General features: G+C 75.7%; 22 protein-coding genes. 14 read left to right on the forward strand and 8 right to left on the reverse strand.

Annotated features, from left to right (window positions below):
- Positions 1 to 73: 73 nt before the first annotated feature.
- Entirely contained in the window at positions 74 to 232 is a 159-nt protein-coding gene (locus tag HGCM_RS19415) for a hypothetical protein (RefSeq protein ID WP_020424282.1), read from the reverse strand.
- A gap of 136 nt (positions 233 to 368) precedes the next feature.
- On the opposite strand from HGCM_RS19415, the gene HGCM_RS10405 reads away from it, so the two are divergent.
- The 3 genes from HGCM_RS10405 (at position 369) to HGCM_RS10420 (ending at position 1,811) form a co-directional block, all read left to right on the forward strand.
- A complete protein-coding gene (locus HGCM_RS10405; protein ID WP_147572801.1) occupies positions 369 to 785 on the forward strand; it encodes a hypothetical protein in 417 nt (138 codons plus the stop codon).
- Between the two features lie 85 nt (positions 786 to 870).
- Entirely contained in the window at positions 871 to 1,542 is a 672-nt protein-coding gene (locus HGCM_RS10415) for a DUF6766 family protein (RefSeq protein ID WP_019136777.1), read from the forward strand.
- A 59-nt stretch (positions 1,543 to 1,601) separates the two neighbouring features.
- Positions 1,602 to 1,811 carry a hypothetical protein gene (locus HGCM_RS10420; protein WP_019136778.1) on the forward strand — a complete coding sequence of 70 codons (210 nt, stop codon included), beginning with the start codon at positions 1,602 to 1,604 and terminating at the stop codon, positions 1,809 to 1,811.
- A gap of 15 nt (positions 1,812 to 1,826) precedes the next feature.
- Here HGCM_RS10420 and HGCM_RS10425 read toward each other — a convergent pair whose 3' ends face one another.
- Entirely contained in the window at positions 1,827 to 3,536 is a 1,710-nt protein-coding gene (locus HGCM_RS10425) for an alpha-amylase family protein (RefSeq protein WP_019136779.1), read from the reverse strand.
- Complete coding sequence (locus HGCM_RS10430; RefSeq protein ID WP_019136780.1) at positions 3,533 to 4,564, reverse strand: TIGR03885 family FMN-dependent LLM class oxidoreductase; 1,032 nt, start codon at positions 4,562 to 4,564, stop codon at positions 3,533 to 3,535. Before HGCM_RS10430 ends, HGCM_RS10425 begins: the two co-directional genes overlap by 4 nt.
- A 122-nt stretch (positions 4,565 to 4,686) precedes the next feature.
- On the opposite strand from HGCM_RS10430, the gene HGCM_RS10435 reads away from it, so the two are divergent.
- Positions 4,687 to 4,875 carry a hypothetical protein gene (locus HGCM_RS10435; protein ID WP_019136781.1) on the forward strand — a complete coding sequence of 63 codons (189 nt, stop codon included), beginning with the start codon at positions 4,687 to 4,689 and terminating at the stop codon, positions 4,873 to 4,875.
- A gap of 42 nt (positions 4,876 to 4,917) precedes the next feature.
- A complete protein-coding gene (locus HGCM_RS19420; RefSeq protein WP_019136782.1) occupies positions 4,918 to 5,055 on the forward strand; it encodes a hypothetical protein in 138 nt (45 codons plus the stop codon).
- Positions 5,056 to 5,058: 3 nt separating this feature from the next.
- On the opposite strand, the gene HGCM_RS10445 is transcribed toward HGCM_RS19420, so the two are convergent.
- Positions 5,059 to 5,475, reverse strand: a complete 417-nt coding sequence (locus tag HGCM_RS10445; RefSeq protein ID WP_019136783.1) for a hypothetical protein — start codon at positions 5,473 to 5,475, stop codon at positions 5,059 to 5,061.
- A 122-nt stretch (positions 5,476 to 5,597) separates the two neighbouring features.
- Here HGCM_RS10445 and HGCM_RS10450 point away from each other — a divergent pair, with 122 nt between their 5' ends.
- From HGCM_RS10450 to HGCM_RS10460, 3 genes are all read left to right on the forward strand, one after another.
- On the forward strand, positions 5,598 to 5,951 hold the full coding sequence (locus tag HGCM_RS10450; RefSeq protein WP_019136784.1) for a DUF488 domain-containing protein: 354 nt from the start codon (positions 5,598 to 5,600) through the stop codon (positions 5,949 to 5,951).
- Positions 5,948 to 6,160, forward strand: a complete 213-nt coding sequence (locus tag HGCM_RS10455; protein ID WP_019136785.1) for a hypothetical protein — start codon at positions 5,948 to 5,950, stop codon at positions 6,158 to 6,160. Before HGCM_RS10450 ends, HGCM_RS10455 begins: the two co-directional genes overlap by 4 nt.
- Positions 6,161 to 6,299: 139 nt before the next feature.
- Positions 6,300 to 8,921, forward strand: coding sequence for a phosphoenolpyruvate carboxylase (locus tag HGCM_RS10460; RefSeq protein ID WP_019136786.1), 2,622 nt, complete (start codon positions 6,300 to 6,302; stop codon positions 8,919 to 8,921).
- Positions 8,922 to 8,980: 59 nt separating this feature from the next.
- Here HGCM_RS10460 and HGCM_RS10465 read toward each other — a convergent pair whose 3' ends face one another.
- Together HGCM_RS10465 and HGCM_RS10470 are read right to left on the reverse strand one after the other, a co-directional pair.
- Positions 8,981 to 9,829: a ferredoxin reductase gene (locus HGCM_RS10465; protein ID WP_019136787.1), complete on the reverse strand. Its 849-nt coding sequence runs from the start codon at positions 9,827 to 9,829 to the stop codon at positions 8,981 to 8,983.
- Between the two features lie 10 nt (positions 9,830 to 9,839).
- On the reverse strand, positions 9,840 to 10,439 hold the full coding sequence (locus tag HGCM_RS10470) for a sulfite oxidase-like oxidoreductase (RefSeq protein ID WP_019136788.1): 600 nt from the start codon (positions 10,437 to 10,439) through the stop codon (positions 9,840 to 9,842).
- Between the two features lie 114 nt (positions 10,440 to 10,553).
- Between HGCM_RS10470 and HGCM_RS10475 the strand changes: the two genes are divergently transcribed.
- The 3 genes from HGCM_RS10475 (at position 10,554) to HGCM_RS10485 (ending at position 13,038) form a co-directional block, all read left to right on the forward strand.
- Entirely contained in the window at positions 10,554 to 11,192 is a 639-nt protein-coding gene (locus HGCM_RS10475; protein ID WP_019136789.1) for a CYTH domain-containing protein, read from the forward strand.
- 63 nt (positions 11,193 to 11,255) lie between these two features.
- A complete protein-coding gene (locus HGCM_RS10480) occupies positions 11,256 to 12,188 on the forward strand; it encodes a VOC family protein (protein ID WP_019136790.1) in 933 nt (310 codons plus the stop codon).
- 58 nt (positions 12,189 to 12,246) lie between these two features.
- Entirely contained in the window at positions 12,247 to 13,038 is a 792-nt protein-coding gene (locus HGCM_RS10485) for an LLM class F420-dependent oxidoreductase (protein ID WP_019136791.1), read from the forward strand.
- Here HGCM_RS10485 and HGCM_RS10490 read toward each other — a convergent pair.
- Positions 13,025 to 13,486, reverse strand: coding sequence for an SRPBCC family protein (locus tag HGCM_RS10490; protein WP_246119453.1), 462 nt, complete (start codon positions 13,484 to 13,486; stop codon positions 13,025 to 13,027). The genes HGCM_RS10485 and HGCM_RS10490 overlap by 14 nt on opposite strands.
- A 64-nt stretch (positions 13,487 to 13,550) precedes the next feature.
- On the opposite strand from HGCM_RS10490, the gene HGCM_RS10495 reads away from it, so the two are divergent.
- From HGCM_RS10495 to HGCM_RS17995, 3 genes are all read left to right on the forward strand, one after another.
- The gene (locus tag HGCM_RS10495; protein WP_019136793.1) at positions 13,551 to 15,233 is read left to right on the forward strand and encodes a metallophosphoesterase family protein; all 1,683 of its coding nucleotides are present in this window, start codon (positions 13,551 to 13,553) and stop codon (positions 15,231 to 15,233) included.
- Between the two features lie 46 nt (positions 15,234 to 15,279).
- Positions 15,280 to 15,945, forward strand: coding sequence for a metal-dependent transcriptional regulator (locus tag HGCM_RS10500; RefSeq protein WP_019136794.1), 666 nt, complete (start codon positions 15,280 to 15,282; stop codon positions 15,943 to 15,945).
- Positions 15,946 to 16,102: 157 nt separating this feature from the next.
- Positions 16,103 to 17,347, forward strand: a complete 1,245-nt coding sequence (locus HGCM_RS17995) for an MFS transporter (protein ID WP_019136795.1) — start codon at positions 16,103 to 16,105, stop codon at positions 17,345 to 17,347.
- A gap of 3 nt (positions 17,348 to 17,350) precedes the next feature.
- Here the strand turns inward: HGCM_RS17995 and HGCM_RS10510 are convergent.
- On the reverse strand, positions 17,351 to 18,982 hold a 1,632-nt coding region (locus HGCM_RS10510; protein WP_019136796.1), incomplete at its 5' end, for a helicase HerA-like domain-containing protein.

Here is an 18,982-nt window from a genome sequence, read left to right on the forward strand (position 1 = left end):
GCACCGGACGGTCGCCGGCCGGGCGCGGCGGTGCCGCACCCGGCCGGTCGTCACCGCTCGTGCGGCCGGGGCGTCAGGCCGGCTCGGCCGACGCGTCGTCGGGGCCCTCGGCGGGCTCCTCCGGTCGTGCGCGCTCGTCGAACGCGCCCGGGTCGTGCTCGGACGTCGTGTCCGCGCCCTCGGCGGGCTGCTGCGGGTGCTCCCGCTGGTCGCCGTCGTCCACCGTCGACATGGGTACTCCTTCCCTCGGTCCCCCGATCGTGCGCGCGCCGCGGGCGGTCGGCATCCCGGGAGCGCCGACGAGCGCACCGGCGGCGCAGCACGCGTCCGGCTGGTGGACCTGCAGGTCCGCTGCCAGCATCGGCCGCATGAGGACGTGGGGTGCCGTGGTCGGGCTGGTGGCCGTCGCCGCCGGCGGGCTCACCGGCTGCGCGCCGGACCCGGAGCCGCCGCAGGACGTCGCGCGGGCGTTCTACGACGCGGTGCTGGCCGGCGACGGGGAGACGGCGTGCGCGTGGTTGCTCCCGGACGTCGCCGAGACCGTCGCCGAGGACGAGGGTGCGCCGTGCGGCGAGGCGCTGACGACCGGGGAGCTCGGGGCCGAGCTGCGCGAGCGCGGCGCGGACCCCGCCGTGCACGACGCGACGGTCGCCGGGCGCCAGGCGCAGGTGCGGCTCGGCGGCGACACCCTCTTCCTGGCGCTGTCCGGGACCTCGTGGGTGATCACGGGGGCGGCGTGCAGCCCGGAGCCGGACCAGCCCTACGACTGCGAGGTGGCGCTGTGAGGATGCCGCGCACGCTGTTCGTCCTGACCCTCGCCGGCATCGTCGTCGGCCTCGGGTACTTCCTCGTGATCGGGCTGCTGCACCGATGAGGCGGCTCAAGGAGAGCTCGCTGAGCCTGTTCTTCGGCGCGATCTTCCTCGTCGCGCTGGTGGGGCAGGCGGTGGCCGGCGTCGCCGTGTTCAACCGGGACCAGCTGGCCGCCGGCCTCGAGCCCGTCACGTTCGCCCAGTACGTCACGAGCTCCGCGTTCGCGGTCGACGTGAGCGAGAACTGGCAGTCGGAGTTCCTCCAGTTCCTGCTGTTCATCGCCGCGACCGTCTTCTTCGTCCAGAAGGGCTCGCCCGAGTCGAAGAAGCCGGACGAGGCCGGCCGCGAGAGCGACGAGGACCAGAAGGTCGGCGCCCACGCCCAGCCGGACTCCCCGGCCTGGGCGCGGGTCGGGGGCTGGCGGCTCGCCGTCTACTCCCACTCGCTCACCCTCGTCATGGGCGCCGTCTTCCTCGGCTCCTGGGCCGTGCAGTCCGTGACGGGCGCCGTGGCGTTCTCCGAGGAGCAGCTGCGCGACCTGCAGGACCCGGTGACGTGGGGCGAGTACGTGCGGCTGCCCGACTTCTGGAGCCGGACCTTCCAGAACTGGCAGTCGGAGTTCCTGGCCGTGCTCAGCATGGTGGTGCTCTCGATCTACCTGCGCGAGCGCGGCTCCCCGGAGTCGAAGCCCGTCGGCTCGCCCCACCACACCACGGGCGTGGAGGGCTGAGCAAGCCCCACCGGGCGGCCCGCGGCGGCCCGTCCTAGCCTGCCGGAGGAGGTGGCCACATGGGCGACGACGAGCAGCAGACGGGTCAGCCGCGCGAGGGCGAGGACGCCACGACCGCGATCGGCCGGGAGCAGGAGATCACGCAGGGCGGCTCGGGCTCCGCGCCGGGGTCCGGCGTGGGCTCGATGGCCGAGGCCGGCACGGGGCCCGACGAGTCGGAGCTCGACCCGGAGCAGGCGGACGAGGACGGCCGCGCCGACGCGGGCTGACCCGCCGGCTGCCCGTCAGAGCAGCCGCCGGCTCCCCGGCCGCACCACGCGAAGCCAGCGGTAGCCGTACCCCGGCAGCTCCAGCGTGACGCGACCGCGCGCGTCGACGTCCGCCGTGCCGTCCTCGAGCAGGTCGACGAGCCGCACGGGCTCGCTCCCGTCGGGCACGCGGCAGTCGTCGAGGCGCAGCGGCACGCTCGCGGCGTCGGGGGCGAGGTTGTGCAGCGCCACCACCGACGCGTCCTCCCACGTGCACCGGTGCGCGAGCACCGACGCGTGCGGCTGCTCGAGGATCTCGGCCTCGCGCGCCCACCCCAGCTCGGGGCTCTCGCGGTAGCGGCGCACGAGCGTGGAGACGAAGGCGAGCATCGAGCCGGGGTCCCGGCGCTGGTCGTCGACGTTCACGTGCTCGGGCCCGTACCCGCCCTCGACGACCGGCGCCGCGAGCCGCGACGGCGCGGCGCGGCTGAACCCGCCGTTGCGCGTCGCGCTCCACTGCATCGGCGTGCGCACCGCCAGCCGTCCCTCCGCCGCGAGGTTCTCGCCCATGCCGATCTCCTCGCCGTAGAAGAGCACGGGGGTGCCGGGCAGCGAGAACAGCAGCGAGTAGACCATCCGCACGCGGCGCGGATCGCCGCCGAGCATCGGGGGCAGCCGCCGGCGCAGCCCGCGCCCGTAGAGCTGCATGTCGGGCTCCGGGCCGAAGGCCGCGAACACCTCGGCGCGCTCGTCCTCGCTCAGCTTGTCCAGGGTGAGCTCGTCGTGGTTGCGCACGAACGTGGCCCACTGCGCGTCGCGGGGGATCGGGGGCCGGCTCGCGAGGGTCGTGGCCAGCGGCGTCGCGTCCCGGCGGGCGAGCGCCAGGTACAGCTGCTGCATGCCGACGAAGTCGAACTGCAGCGTGAGCTCGTTCCCGTCGGACGTGCCGTCGCCGTCATCGTCGCCGAAGAACCGGCGCTGCTCCGCGTAGGGGAGGTTGACCTCGCCCATGAGCACGGCGTCGCCGGACCGGCGGGAGAGGAACGAGCGCAGGTCCTTGAGGTAGTCGTGCGGGCGGGTCACGTCGTCGTCCGGCGACTTCGCCGTGTCGGCGAGGAAGAACGGCACGGCGTCGACCCGGAAGCCGGACATGCCCACCTGCGTCCAGTAGCCGACCACCTTGGCGAGCTCCTCGCGGACGCGCGGGTTCGCGGTGTTGAGGTCGGGCTGGTGGCGGTAGAAGCGGTGGCGGTAGTACGCGCCCGCCTGCTCGTCGTAGGTCCACAGGCTCGTCTCCTGGTCCGGGAAGACGACCGCGCCGGGCTCCTCGGGCGGCTTCGTCTCGCTCCAGACGTAGAAGTCGCGGAAGGGTGACGAGGGCGAGCGCCGGGCCGAGCGGAACCACGGGTGCCGGTCGGAGGTGTGGTTCACGACGAGGTCCGCGATGACCCGGATGCCACGGTCGCGCGCGGTGCGGACCATCTCGACGAGGTCGCCGACGTCGCCGAGCCGCGGGTCGACGCCCAGGAAGTCGGTGACGTCGTAGCCGTCGTCGCGGTCGACGGTCGGGTAGAAGGGCATCAGCCACAGGCACGTGACGCCGAGGTCCGCGAGGTGGTCGAGCCGCTGCGTGAGCCCGCGCAGGTCGCCGACGCCGTCGTCGTCCCAGTCCATGTAGGTCTCGACGTCCAGGCAGTAGACGACCGCGTTCTTCCACCACAGGTCGCCGGTGTCGCGGACCCTCACGGCCGCACCTCCTTCAGGGCGGGGACCAGGCGCTCGCCGGCCATGTCGAGGAAGGCCCGCAGGCCGTCCGGGGCCCGCGTGGCCGTGGGCGCCGCACTCGGGTGCTTCTCGTCGGAGGGCTGCTCGTCGGTCGCGACCTGGTGCAGGTACAGCGCGTCGAAGCCGAGCTCGACGAGCGCCGCGAGCCGGTCCACCAGGCGGTGCTCGTCGTGCTCGACGACGACCGACTGCCGCACGGCGTCGTCGGAGACGTGGGGGAGCAGGCTGTCGAACGCCTCGGGGGTGTCGAGGTCCCAGGCGAGCGGCGGGCCGAAGACGTTCGTGGCCCACTGCTCGCGGGCGAGCGCCAGCGCGGTCGCCTCGTCGCGCGCCCAGGCGACGTGGACCTGCAGCGAGGCGGTGCCGCGACCGCCGGCGTCGCGGTACGCGGCGACGACCTCGCGCAGCACCTCGGGCGGCTGGTTCACCGTCACGAGCCCGTCGGCCCACGCGGCGTGGGCGGCGGCGGTGCGCGGGGTGACCGCCGGGCCGATCAGCCGCGGCGTCTCGTCGGGCAGGGTCCACAGCCGCGCGCGGTCGACCCGGACCAGGCCGTCGTGCGTGACCGTCTCGCCCGCGAGGAGGCGACGGATCACGTCGACGCACTCGAGCAGGCGCGCGTCGCGCACCTCCTTCGCGGGCCACCCGTCGCCGGTGATGTGCTCGTTGACGTTCTCCCCCGAGCCGAGCGCCGCCCAGAACCGCCCGGGGAACATCGCCCCGAGCGTGGCGACCGCCTGGGCGACGACGGCGGGGTGCTGGCGCTGGCCCGGTGCGGAGACCACCCCGAAGGGCAGGGACGTGCTGGCCATCGCCGCGCCGAGCCAGGCCCACGCGTACCCCGAGTGCCCCTGCCGGGTGCTCCACGGCGCCCAGTGGTCGGAGCACATCGCCGCGTCGAAGCCGACCTCCTCCGCGTGCCGGGCGGCGGCGAGGAGCCCGGCCGGGTGGACCTGCTCGTGCGAGTGGTGGAAGCCGATGGTCGCCATGCCCGACGTTCCTACCGTGCCCGGCCCCGTCGCGCGCGGGGAGGTGCCCCGGACGAGCGGACCCGGCGGAGCTGTTCCACGATGGGGAGGACCGCCCGGACCCGAGCACGAGGAGGCCGCCCATGTGGGCCCTGCTGCTGCGACGCGTGCGGCTGCTGGTCGTCGTGGCGCTGCTGCTGCCCGTCACCGCTGCGGTCGCCCGCGCGCTGGCGCGCACGGCCGAGCGGCGGCACGGCGGGCCGACGGTCCTCTCGCGCGGCCTGCGCCTGGTCGAGGGCGCCGCCCGTCGGGTCCGGGGGATGCTGCGCTGACCACCGGCCGCCCGGCGGCCCGACGACGAGGAGGCACGACCCATGAGCACCACCGGCGACGACACCCCGGAGCTCCCCGAGGAGCTCGACGGCCTGCCCGACGGCGACCGTCCGGACTCCCCGCCCGCCACCGAGGAGCCCGAGGACCCCGACGCGCACGGCCCGCTCGTCCAGGCCTGACGCTCAGCGCGTGCCGGGCGTCCCGGCGGCCGGCTCGTGCACCGCGCCGCCCGCGGGCGCCGCGTCGAGGGCCCGGCGGGCGACGTCGACGAGCCGCCGCAGGTCCTGCGTGCCGCGTCGGCGTGCGAGCGTGCGGCGCAGACCGCGGGCGCGGCCGGGGTGCAGCTCGAGAGCGCTCGCGAGCACGCGGGTGCCCGTCCCCGACGGCACGAGGTGCACCGTCACGCGGAACGGCGTCGCGAGCCACCGCGCCTTGCCCCGCATCCCCAGCTCGGCGTCCTGCCCCTGCAGCCGCAGCCGCGTGTGACCCAGGTGCAGCCGGGGCCGGCCGCCGTCGTGGTGGGCGGCGTCCAGGAGCGCGCGCCGCACCGCCGTCGGGGGCGCGGGGATCTCGGCGGAGATGACGATGTCGGGGGTCATGTCGGCCCGTCCTGCTCGGGTGGCCGAGGTGCTCCAGCCTTCTGCCTCGATCATCACACGCGGGCCGCGGTCCGGCGCGGCGACCGGGGGCCCGCGCCGACCCGGCCGGGCATCATGGAGGCGTGCGGACCGGGCGGCTGTACGACGACCTCGTGGACGGCACCTCACGGGTGCTGGTGGACCGGCTGTGGCCGCGTGGCGTGCGCCGGGACGACCCACGCGTCGGCCTGTGGCTGAAGGACGCCGCGCCCTCGGACGAGCTGCGGCACTGGTACGGCCACGACGCGGCGCGGCACGAGGAGTTCGTCCGGCGGTACACGGCCGAGCTGCAGGACGACGCGCACGCCGAGGCGGTGCGGCGGCTGCGGGAGCTCGTGGACGCGGGGGAGGACGTCGAGCTCGTGACCGCGACGACCGACGTGGCGGCGAGCCACGTGCCGGTCCTCGCGGCGTTCGTCGAGGGCGGCGGGTCGTGAGCGCGGGCCCGTCGGGCGCCCTGGAGCGGCTGCGGCGGTGGGAGGACGCCGGCGGGACGTGGCGCGCGGTCCCCGCGCCGGGCGGGCTCACGCTCGTCCTGTGCCGGTGCGACGGCGGGGAGGAGGTCGACCGGCTGACCTCCGCGGACGACGACCTCCTCGCGTACGTCGGCGGACGACGGACGAGCGAGGACGACGCGGGAGCGTGAGACGGCGTCGCCCGTCTCGTGAGACGCGGGTCACATGACCGACTGGCGACCTCGCTGACCGGCCACCGTGGCCGTGGCCTATCTTGACCGCGTGACGACTCCGCCTGCCGGCGCCTCCCGGGGTGTCGCGAGCCACGAGATGCCCGAACCCCTGCGCAACGACGTGCGCGTGCTCGGCGAGCTGCTGGGCCGCGTGCTGCGCGAGTCCGGTGGCGACGAGCTCCTCGCCGACGTCGAGGCGCTGCGCGAGCTCGCGATCGCGGCGCACGACGACCCGGCCTCCGACGCGCTCGAGCGCGCCGAGCAGCTCGTCGCCGGGCTGTCGATCCAGCGCGCCGAGCAGGTGGCCCGCGCGTTCACCTGCTACTTCCACCTCGCGAACACCGCGGAGGAGTACCACCGCGTGCGCGTGCTGGCCGAGCGGGAGGCGAGCGCGCTCGCGCACACGCTCGTCAGCGACGACTCGCTGCCGGCCGCGGTCGCGCAGCTCGCGCAGGAGGTCGGCGAGGACGAGGCGCGCCGCCGCGTGTCCGAGCTCGAGTTCCGGCCCGTGTTCACGGCGCACCCCACCGAGGCCCGGCGCCGCGCGGTCTCCCGCTGCATCCGCCGCATCGCGGAGCTCGTCGCGGACCGCGACCAGCGCAGCCGAGGCGGCCTGTCGCTCGCGGAGAACGAGCGGCGGCTGCTCGCGGAGATCGACACGCTGTGGCGCACCGCGCCGCTGCGCCAGGCCAAGCCCACGGTGCTCGACGAGGTCCGCACGGTCATCGGCGTCTTCGAGTCGACCTTGGCCGAGACACTGCCGAACGTGTACCGCCGCCTGGACGACTGGATCCTCGGCGACCGCGCCGGGCGCACCGCCCCGAGCGTGCGCGCGTTCGCGCACCCCGGCTCCTGGATCGGCGGCGACCGCGACGGCAACCCGAACGTCACCGCCGAGGTCACGCGCGAGGCCGCCCTCGCGATGTCGGAGTCGGTGCTCACGGCGCTGGAGGCCAGCGCCCGCCGGGTCGCCCGCGCCCTCACCCTCGACGCCGACGGGACGCCGCCCTCGCCCGAGCTGTCCGCGCTCTGGCACCGGCAGCGCTCGCGCGCCGAGAAGGACGCCGCCCGGGTGGCCGCCGCGACGCCGAACGAGCCGCACCAGCGCGTGCTGCTCATGGTCGTCGAGCGCATCGCCGCGACGCGGACCCGCAACGCCGACCTCGCCTACAGCGGCCCGGACGAGCTCGAGGCCGACCTGCGCACGATCCAGGACTCCCTCGTCCGCGCGGGCGCCCCCCGGGCGGCCTACGGCGACGTGCAGCGCCTGCTGTGGCAGGTCGAGACCTTCGGGTTCCACCTCGCGGAGATCGAGGTCCGCCAGCACTCGCAGGTCCACGAGGGCGCGCTCGCCGACCTCGCGGAGCACGGCGTGGACGGGCCGCTCGCCGAGCGGACGGTGGAGGTGCTCGACACGTTCCGCGCGCTGGGCGCGGTGCAGCGGCGCTTCGGCGAGCGCGCGGCGCGCCGCTACATCGTCTCGTTCACGCAGTCCGCGGAGCACCTCGCGGCGGTCTACCGGCTCGCCGAGTACGCGTTCGAGGGCACCGACGAGCTGCCGGTGATCGACGCGATCCCGCTCTTCGAGACCTTCGCGGACCTCGAGGCGAGCGTCGACATCCTCGAGGAGTCGCTCGCGCTGCCCGCGGTGCAGAAGCGGCTCGCCGAGAACGGCCGCCGCATCGAGGTGATGCTCGGCTACTCGGACTCGTCGAAGGACGTCGGCCCGGTCTCCGCGACGCTCGCGCTCGACACCGCCCAGGCGCGCATCGCGCAGTGGGCCGAGCGCCACGACCTGCAGCTGACGCTGTTCCACGGCCGCGGGGGCGCGCTCGGCCGCGGCGGCGGGCCGGCCAACCGTGCCCTGCTGGCCCAGCCCCCGGGCTCGGTGGACGGGCGCTTCAAGCTCACGGAGCAGGGCGAGGTCATCTTCGCCCGCTACGGCGACCCGGCGATCGCGGCGCGGCACATCGAGCAGGTGGTGGCGGCGACGCTGCTGGCGGGCACGCCGTCGATCGAGCAGCGCAACGCCGCGGCCACCGAGCGGTTCGCGGCCCTGGCCCGCCGTCTCGACGAGGCGTCGCGCGAGCGGTTCCACGGGCTCGTCCGGGCGGAGGGCTTCCCGCAGTGGTTCGCGGAGGTGACGCCGCTCGAGGAGGTGGGCCTGCTGCCCATCGGCTCGCGGCCCGCCCGCCGCGGCCTGTCGGTCTCGTCGCTGGACGACCTGCGCGCGATCCCGTGGGTGTTCTCCTGGTCGCAGGCGCGGATCAACCTCGCGGGCTGGTTCGGCCTCGGCACCGCGCTGGAGGGCGTCGGCGACCTCGAGGAGCTGCGCGCCGCGTATGCGCAGTGGCCGCTGTTCGCGACGATGATCGACAACGTCGAGATGTCGCTCGCGAAGACCGACTCGCGCATCGCCGCGCGCTACCTGGCGCTGGGTGACCGGGACGACCTGGCCGCGATGGTGCTCGAGGAGATGGAGCTCACGACGCGCTGGGTCCTCGCCATCACCGAGAGCGACGCGATCCTCTCCCGGCGCCGCATCCTCGGGCGGGCGGTGCAGCTGCGCAGCCCGTACGTCGACGCGCTCTCGCTCCTGCAGCTGCGCGCGCTGCGCGGGCTGCGCACGGGCGACGCGCCCGAGGCGGCCGACGAGCTGCGCCGGCTCCTGCTGCTGTCCGTCAACGGCGTCGCCGCCGGCCTGCAGAACACCGGCTGACGCGAACGCCACGCGTGCCGACGGCCGCGCCGCCCGACGAGGGCGCGCGGCCGTCGTCGTCAGCGGGTGACCTCGCCCGTCGGCCCGAACCGCTCCGTGCGGATGAGCTCCGGGTCGTGGCCCAGGTCGACGAGCGTGTCGGCCACGAGCTCCACGAACGGCGTGGGCCCGCACACGAACACGTGCGCACCGAGGTCCGGCGGGAAGCACGCCTCGCGCAGCGTCGTGGCGCCCACCCGGCCGACGCGCCCGTCCCAGCCGGTGGGCGCGGCGCGCGTCCACACGTGCGTGACGTCGACGCCGGGGTCGGGCCGGGCGAGCTCCGCCGCGTAGAGGAGGTCGGCCGGGGTGCGCGCCGAGACGAGCAGCCGGAACGGCACGCGGCTGCCCGCCAGCCGGCGGGTGCGCAGGATCGACGCCAGCGGCACCAGGCCCGAGCCGCCGGCGACGAGCTGCACCGGCCGGCGGTCGCGCGGGTGCCACACGAACCAGTGCCCGACCGGCCCCCGCAGCTCCAGCTGGTCGCCGGGCCGCATGTCCTCGGCCAGGTAGGGGGAGACCTCGCCGTCGTCGACGACCTGGACCGTCAGGGCGATCCGCTGCGCCGCGACGGCGCCGGGCGGCAGGCCCATGGAGCCCGGCGACGCGAGGGAGTACGACCGCTGCGTGCTGTAGCCGTCGTCGGCCGTGAGCCGCACGTCGACGTGCTGCCCGGCGAGCGCGCCCCGCCACCCGGGCACGTCGAGCTCGAGCGTGACGGCGGTCGGCGTCTCGACCGTGCGGCTCACGAGCGTGCCGACGAGCCAGCCGAGCCGGTAGGGCCGGTCGTCGGGCGCGAGCTCGGCGACCTCGTCGGCCGGCTCGTCGCCCGGCGCGCCGCCGGGTGGCTCCTCGAGGGGGGCTGCCACGCGCGGCCGCTCAGTCGCCCCAGTAGCGCTGCTCGCGCCACGGGTCGCCGAGCTCGTGGTACCCCAGCCGCTCCCAGAAGCCCGGCTGGTCCTCGTGCAGCAGGTCCAGGCGGCGCACCCACTTGGCCGACTTCCAGAAGTACAGGTGGGGGACGAGCAGGCGGGCCGGGCCGCCGTGCTCGGGCGCCAGCGGCCCGCCGTCGTACCCGTAGGCCACCCAGGCCTGGCCGCCGCGCAGGTGCTCCAGCGGCAGGTTGGTGGTGTAGCCGCCGTCGCAGTGGGCGACCGCGAACCGGTACTCGTCCGCCGGCAGCCCCTCGAGGAGCGTGTCGACGCTGACGCCCCGCCACGACGTGTCGAGCTTCGTCCACTTGGTCACGCAGTGGATGTCGCGCACGAGGTCGTCCGCCGGCAGCCGCTGCAGCTCGTCCCACGTCCACGACGCGAGCTCCGCCCCGGCCGCGGTGACGGTGAACGTCCACGAGGCCAGGTCGGCCCGCGGCGTCGGACCGGCCGAGAGCACCGGGAAGCCCCGCTCCAGGTACTGCCCGGGAGGCAGGCGAGGCTCCTGCTCGCGCCTGCCGCGGAACCCTCGCGAGATGACGGCCATGGTGCGCTCCTGCCCGTGGACGGTGGTGCCCATCCTGCGGGCTGAGGGGCGCCGCGCACCAGGGGTCGGCGCGAGGTCCGCCGCGCCGCGGCCGCCCGGCCCTAGCCTGGGCGGGTGAGCGAGACGGGCTACGGCGACTTCGAGTTCGAGCGGCGCTTCTGGGTGCCCGACCTGCCGGTCGACGTGCTCGACACCGCGCCGGCGGTGATCGTCCAGAGCTACTACCTGGCGGACGAGGGCTACGCGATCCGCGTCCGCGCCCAGACGTCCGGCATCGGCTCGGCGCTGGAGCCGGGCCAGGACCCGCTCGACGCCCTGGAGGCGCACCTGGCGGAGGTCGACTTCTGCGCGATCACGGTGAAGGGACCGATGAGCGGCGGCACGCGCTACGAGGCGGAGCGCGAGCTCGACGTCGCGGTGGGGATCCAGCTGATCCGCCGCGGCGGCGCCCGCGTCGTCAAGACGAGGCACGCCGCGTGGCTCGGCACCGACGGCTGGGTCGTCGACGTCTTCGGCGGCGAGAACGAGCCGCTCGTCGTCGCGGAGGTCGAGCGGGGCGGGCCGGTGACGGACCTGTCGATCCCGGCGTTCTGCGTGACCGAGGTGACGGACGACGTCCGGTTCTCGAACGAGTCGCTCGCGCGTCGCCCGTACTCGGCCTGGGGGCACGAGTTCGAGGCGGAGCTCGCGCGGACGGGCCCGCGGTTCCTGCAGGACATGGGTCACAACCACCTGGAGCCGCGCGGGGAGTGAGCGCGCCCGCGCCCGACAGGCGGGACCGGGAAGAAAGTTGAAGCGTCAACTATTGTAGGTGGTATGACGACCGCACCGACTCCCGGGCAGGGCGACGCCGTCCGCCTCGCGACCGCGCGACCCCACGACTCGATCGCCGCGGCCACCTCGATGGACGCCGTCACGCTCCTGGTCGGCGACCTCGACCGCCAGCTGCGGTTCTACCGCGACGGGCTGCTGCTCGAGGTGATCGAGCGGCCGGGGGACCGGTTCGACGAGCTCGCCCGCCGCCCCGACGTCGTCACGCTGGGCCGGCACGGGCGCCCGCTGGTGGTCCTGCGGCACACGCCCGACCTGCCGCCGGTCGACCGGCGCTCCGCCGGCCTGTTCCACACCGCGATCCTCTTCGACGACCGCGCGGGGCTCGCCGCGACGCTGCTGTCCGCCGCGCAGCGCGAGCCGCAGTCCTACGTCGGCTCGGCCGACCACCTCGTCTCGCTCGCGTTCTACCTCACCGACCCGGAGGGCAACGGCGTCGAGCTGTACTGGGACCGCAGCCGCGAGCTGTGGGAGTGGGAGGCGGACGGACGCATCCGGATGGATGCGCTGCGCCTGGACCCGAACGCCTTCCTGGAGGAGAACCTGCGCGAGCAGGCAGCGACCGACGCCGTCGTCGGGCACGTGCACCTGCAGGTGGGGGACGTGGCGTCCGCCCGGGCGTTCTACGTCGACACGCTCGGCTTCGACGTGACCGCCGAGTGGCACGGCGCGCTGTTCGTCTCGGCGGGCGGCTACCACCACCACCTGGCGATGAACACCTGGAACAGCGCCGGCGCCGGCCCCCGAGCCTCGTCGCTGGGCCTCGGCGAGGTCCGCATCACGGTGCCGACGGGTGACGACCTCGGGGCCCTCGCCGAGCGCGTGCGCGGCGCCGGGGTGGCGAGCGCCGACGACGGCGCGGCGCTGGTGTTCCAGGACCCGTGGCGCAACGTCGTGCGGGTCGCCGCCGACGCCTGACGGCGGGCGCGCGGCGCCGGGCGCGCGCACGGGGCCGGGCGGTGCCTAGGGTCGTGCCATGACCTTCCTCGTGCGCATCGGTGTCCAGCTCCAGCCCCAGCACGCCGACTACGGCCAGATCCGCGACGCGGTCCTGCGCGCCGAGGACCTGGGCGTGGACGTCGTCTTCAATTGGGACCACTTCTACCCGCTGTCCGGCGACCCCGACGGCAAGCACTTCGAGTGCTGGACGATGCTCGGCGCGTGGGCGGAGCAGACCGAGCGGGTCGAGATCGGCGCGCTCGTCACCTGCAACTCCTACCGCAACCCGGACCTGCTGGCGGACATGGCCCGCACCGTCGACCACATCAGCGGCGGCCGGCTGATCCTCGGCATCGGGGCCGGCTGGTTCGAGAAGGACTACGACCGCTTCGGCTACGAGTTCGGCACGGCGGGCTCCCGGATCGCCGACCTCGCGGCCGCGATGCCGCGGATCCGCGCGCGCTGGGAGCAGTCGAACCCCGCGCCGACGCGCCGCATCCCGGTGATGATCGGCGGCGGCGGCGAGCGCAAGACGCTGCGCGTCGTCGCGGAGCACGCCGACGTGTGGCACTCGTTCGGCGACGCCGCCACGCTGCGCCGCAAGAGCGCGATCCTCGACGAGCACGGCGCGGAGGTCGGCCGCGACACCGCGCGGCTCGTCGAGCGCTCGGTGGCCGTCAGCGCGCCGCCGTCCGAGGTCGCGGACGAGCTGCTCGACGCCGGCGCGACGCTGCTCACCGTCGGGACGAGCGGCCCGGACTACGACCTGTCGCTGCTGCAGCAGTGGGTCACGTGGCGCGACGAGCGCGCCGGGGTCACGTCGCGCTAGCGCCGTCGCCGGCGAGGTGGGCCTGCAGGCCCGCCTCGCCGGCCGCCATCACGCGGGTGTGCGCGGCGGCGAACGCGCGGTGCAGGAGCGGCGCCGCGGCGTTCATCCACCGGCGCGTCGTCGCCACGCGCCAGACGACGTCGATCGTCGTGGCGCTGCCGTCGGGCTCCGCCGAGGTCGGCGACGTGCCGGCGAGCCGGACGTCGGCCGTCCCGTGCAGGTGCCCGTCCACCGCGATCCGCACGCGGTGCGGCGGCTCGGCGGCCAGCACGACGAGGTCGACGACGAGCGCGTACCCGAGCGGGCTGCGGAACGCGAGCGTCGCGCGCGAGCCGACGGGCCCGTCGCGGGGTTCGACCCGGCGCGCCGAGACGCCCGGCCACCAGCGCGGCCAGGTCATCCTCGGGTCGCCCAGGACGTCCCAGCACCGCTCGGGTGAGGCGTCCACGTGCCACCGTGACCGCAGGTCGTAGTCGCGCCGACGCACCCGGCCGAGTCTAGGCTCGGCCGTGATGGCAGACCCGGACGAGCAGGGCCCGGAGCCCGCGCCGAGCAGCGGGACCGGTGTGCCCGCACCCGGGCGGCTGTCGCGGCACCGCCGTCGCTGGCTGCTCGCGGCGCTCGGCGTGGCGGCCGTGCTCGGCTCGCTCGTCTTCGGCGTCACGACCGCCCGTGTGACGAGCAGCCTGGGACCGCACGAGGCCGTGTACGCCGTCACCACCGACGGGACCGTCACGGTGGACGTGGGGCCGCTCGGCACCCTGCAGATCGACTCGCCCCTGCCGCTGCACCTCGGCGTCCGCGTCACGGTCGGGGAGATCCCCGCCTCGTTCACCGAGCTGGACCAGGCCTCCACCCTCCAGGCGCTGTCGGGCGACGCGGCGAGCTACGTGCAGTTCTTCAGCGCGCCCCAGGCGGCGGTCCACGACGTGGCGCGCGGGCTCGTCGTCGACGCCGTGTCCCGGGCGCTGGGGGCGCTCACGGTGCTGGGGGGCGTGTGGTGGCTGGGCCGGGCCCTGCTGGGCCCGCGCCGGCGGGCCGAGCTCACCGAGCGCGTCTGGCGCGAGCGTCGCCGGGTGGCGGTCGCGGGCGGCGTCGTCGTGGCCGTCGTCCTCGTCGTGACGTCGAGCGGGGTGCGCACGCCCGCGCCGCCGGAGGGCGAGGCGGCGTCGGCGGTGTTCGCCGGCACGCCGCTGGAGGGCGCGCGCGTCACCGGGCGCCTCGGCGGCGTGCTCGACACCTACGGCGGCTACGTCGTCGACGCGTACCGGGAGAACCAGGCGTTCTACGCCCGCGCGGACACGGCGCTGCAGACGGCGCTCGACGCGCAGGAGCTCGGCCGGGCGGGCTCCCGGGACGTCGCGACGCGCCTGGAGCGGCTCGTGGCGGGCCCGACGGCGACGCCGGCGCCGGAGCGCGAGCTGCTCACCCTCGTCGTCGTCTCGGACCTGCACTGCAACGTCGGCATGGCGCCGCTGGTCACCACGCTCGTGGAGCGCACCGGCGCCGAGGTGGTGCTCGACGCGGGGGACACGACGATGAACGGCACCAGCGTCGAGCAGTACTGCGTGACGACGTTCGCCCGGGCGGTCCCGCGGGGCGTCGACCTGGTCACGTCGCCCGGCAACCACGACTCCGACGAGACGTCCCGCTCCTACGCACGCGCCGGCGCGACGGTGCTGAGCGGGTCCGTGGTCACCGTGCGCGGGCTGCGGGTGCTCGGCGACCACGACCCGAACCAGACGCGCGTCGGCGGGGGCACCTCGAGCGCGGGGGTCGAGAGCCTGGAGGACGAGGCGGCGCGGCTCGCGCGGACGGCGTGCGACGCCGGCGACGGCGTGGACCTGCTCCTCATCCACAACCCGGCCGTGGGCGAGCCCGCGCTCGACGAGGGGTGCGTGCCCGCCCAGGTGTCGGGGCACCTGCACCGCCGGTACGGCCCGGAGGTCGTGGGCCAGGGGGTGCGGTACGTGAGCTCCAGCTCGGCGGGAGCGACCCTGGGCGAGCCGACGATCGGCGTGCTGCACGGCACCGCGGAGATGACCGTGCTGCGCTGGGACCCGGCGGACCGGTCGTTCGTCGACTACCAGGTCGTGCAGGTGCACCCCGACGGGGGCGTCGAGCTCCAGCCGCGCACCGCCTGGCCGCCCCGGCCGCCGGTCGCCCTCGACCCGCAGGTGCCCGGGCTGCCGTGAGGCGACGCCGGACGCCGGCCGCGCCCGGGGGCCTACCCTGGTCGCCGTGACCGACGCCCCCCTGACCGCCGTCGCGCAGGACTACCTCAAGGTGGTCTGGTCGGCGCGCGAGTGGTCGGACCAGCCCGTCACGACGAAGCTGCTGGCGACCCGCCTGGGGGTCGGCGCCTCGACGGTCTCCGAGACGGTGCGCCGGCTCGCCGACGCTGGGCTGCTCACGCACGAGCCGTACGGCGCCGTGGAGCTCACCGACGAGGGGCGGCGCCACGCGCTCGCGATGGTGCGCCGGCACCGGCTCGTGGAGACGTTCCTGGTGGATCAGCTCGGCTACGGCTGGGACGAGGTCCACGACGAGGCGGAGGTGCTCGAGCACGCCGTCTCCGACCTGTTCGTCGAGCGCATCGCGGAGCGGCTCGGTCACCCCACGCGCGACCCGCACGGCGACCCGATCCCCGGCCCGGACGGATCCCTGCAGGCGCCGCCCGCGCACGCGCTCTGGGACGTCGAGCCGGGCGCGTGGACGGTCGCGCGGATCTCGGACGCGGACCCGGAGCTGCTGCGCTACCTCGACCAGGTGGGCGTCCGTCTGGACGTGGCCCTGGGTGTCGTCGCCCGGCGCGCGTCGGTCGGCGTCGTGACCGTGAGCACGGGGGAGCGCGAGGTCGACCTCGGCGAGGTCGCGGCGCGGGCGATCTGGGTCGTCGCGGGCTGACCCCGGCGGACGCCGCCTCCGGCGCGTGACGTGACGCACGCCGCGTCGCGGCGACGCGACGGCTCGGCGGGCCGTAGCCTGGAACCGTTCCACGGGGTCGACGACGGCGCGCTCCGCTCACCGGTCGAATCGATTCGTCCCCCGAGGAGGCTCCCTCATGACGACGCGCGTGCGCGCCGCGCTGCTCGCCCTCGCCCTCGGCGGCTTCGCCATCGGCACCACCGAGTTCGCGACGATGGGCCTGCTGCCCGAGATCGCCCGGGACCTGGGCGTGTCCATCCCCGCGGCCGGCCACACCATCACCGCCTACGCGCTCGGCGTCGTCGTCGGCGCGCCGACGCTGGCCGCGCTCGGCGCCCGCATGGACCGCCGCCGGCTGCTCGTCCTGCTCATGGCGGCGTTCACCGTCGCGAACGTCGTCTCGGCCCTCGCGCCGACCGCGGACTGGCTGGTCGTGGCGCGGTTCGTCGCCGGGCTGCCGCACGGGGCGTACTTCGGCGTGGGCGCCGTCATGGGCACCGCGGTCGTCGGGCCCGAGCGGCGGGGGCGCGCCGTCGCGGCGATGATGACCGGCCTGACCGTCGCGTGCACGGTCGGCGTGCCGCTCACGGCCGTCGTCGGCGGCGCGGTGGGGTGGCGCTGGTCGTTCGTCGGGGTCGGCGTGGTGGGCCTCGCGACGATGCTGGCCGTCCGGGCCTGGACGCCCTCGCTCGCCCCGCTGCCCGGCGCGAGCGTCGCCACCGAGCTGCGCGCCCTGCGCAACCGCGCGATGTGGGTCGCGTTCGGCGCCGGAGCCGTGGGGTTCGGCGGCATGTTCGCGGTGTACTCCTACGTCAAGCCGCTGCTCACCGACGTGACGGGGCTGCCCGTCGCCGCGGTGCCGGTCGTCCTCGCCCTGTACGGCGTCGGCATGACCGCGGGCACGCTGCTCGGCGGCCGCCTGGCCGACCGGTCGGTGCTGGGCACGGTGGTCGGCGGCATGGTCGCCACCATCGTCGTCCTCGTCCTCGTCGCGCTCGTCGGGCCGTACCCGGTCGCCGCCGTGCTCGCGCTCGTCCTGCTCGGCGTCGCGACCCAGGTGCTCGGCCTGTCGCTGCAGACGCGCCTCATGGACGTCACGCCCGCCGCCCCGTCGCTCGGCGCCGCGCTCTGCCACTCGGCGCTCAACCTCGGCAACGCCGCCGGCGCGTTCCTCGGCGGCCTCGTCATCGCCGCCGGGTGGGGCTACCTCGCGCCGGCGTGGGTCGGCGCCGGGCTCACCGCGCTCGGGCTGCTGGTCGTCCTCACCGTCGGGCGCGGCGCACCGCCGGCCGCCGCCGGGCAGCCGGCCGGGCAGCCGACCGATCAGCCGACCGATCAGCCGACCGATCAGCCTCGCGCCGAGGAGCCCGTCGCGGTCTGACCGTCAGCGCTTGCGGGTCCCGAACACGGAGCGGGTGATCTCCCGGCCGAGCTGGGTGCCGACCGAGCGCAGCAGCGAGTCCAGGGCGCCGGTCGTCCGGCGGGACGTCGTCCGCGCCCGCGCCTGGGCCTCCTTCTCGCGCGCCCGGGCCTCGCGCGCGGCCTCCTCCGCCTGCTCCCGGTCCGCGGCGGCGTCGGCCTTCGCCTTCTCGGCGGCGGCCTTGTCGGCGGCCGCCTGCTGCGCGCGCTGCGCGAGCAGCTCGTACGCCGACTCCCGGTCGACGGCGGTGCCGTAGCGCGCCGCCAGCGGACTGGCGGCGACGGCGCGCGCGAGCCCGTCCGCCGGTGCCGGGTCCATCGACGACTGCGGCGCACGCAGCCGGGTCCACGCGACGGGCGTCGGCGCGCCCTTCTCGCCCAGCACGGTGACGACGGCCTCGCCGGTGCCGAGCGTCGTCAGGAGCTCCTCGAGGTCGTACGGCGAGGTCGGGAAGGTGCGGGCGGCCGCGCGCAGCGCCTTGGCGTCGTCGGGCGTGTACGCCCGCAGCGCGTGCTGGACCCGGCTGCCGAGCTGCGCGAGCACGTCCGCCGGCACGTCCTTCGGGCTCTGCGTGACGAAGAAGACGCCGACGCCCTTCGACCGGATGAGACGCACCGTCTGGGTCACCTGCGTGAGGAAGTCCGGCGACGCGTCGTGGAAGAGCAGGTGCGCCTCGTCGAAGAAGAACACCAGCCGGGGCTTCTCCGGGTCGCCCACCTCGGGCAGGACCTGGAACAGCTCGGCGAGCAGCCACATGAGGAACGTGGAGAACAGCGCGGGGCGGTCCTGCACGCCCGGCAGCTCGAGCGCCGTGACGAGGCCGCGCCCGTCCGGGGCCGTGCGCAGCAGCTCCGCCACGTCGAAGGCCGGCTCACCGAAGAACGCGTCGGCGCCCTGCGACTGCAGCGTGACGATCTCCCGCAGGATCACGCCCGCCGTCGCGGCGGACAGCCCGCCGATCCCCTTGAGCTCGGCCTTGCCCTCGTCGCCGACGAGGAACGCGATCGTCGCCTGGAGGTCCTTGAGGTCGAGGAGCGCCAGGCCCTGCGTGTCCGCCCAGTGCATGATCAGCCCCAGGCTGGACTCCTGCGTCGGGTTGAGGCCGAGCACCTTGGCGAGCAGCAACGGCCCGAAGTCGGTGACCGTGGTGCGCACGGGCACGCCCGTCCCGAGCCCGCCGAGCGTGAGGAACTCGACGGGCGTCGCGGTCGGGACCCACTCCTGGCCGAGGCTCTGCGTCCGCGCGAGGAGCTTGTCGTTCGGCGTCCCCGGCACGGAGAGCCCCGAGAGGTCGCCCTTGACGTCCGCCACGAAGACCGGCACGCCCGCGGCCGCCAGGCCCTCCGTCATGACCTGCAGCGTCTTGGTCTTGCCGGTGCCCGTGGCCCCGGCGACGAGCCCGTGCCGGTTCATCATCGCGAGCGGGAGCCCGACCTGGACGCTCGCGTCCGCGGTGCCGTCCTCGACGAGCGCGCCGAGCGAGAGCGTCGCACCCGCGAACGTGTAGCCCGCGCGGACGTCCGCCGCGTGCGGCGACGAGGCGCCTGCGGGGCTCGCGGTCGGGGCGTCGCGAGCCGGCGCCGGGGGAGCGGCGTC

The organism is Cellulomonas massiliensis JC225, assembly GCF_000312005.1.
GTDB lineage: Bacteria > Actinomycetota > Actinomycetes > Actinomycetales > Cellulomonadaceae > Cellulomonas > Cellulomonas massiliensis.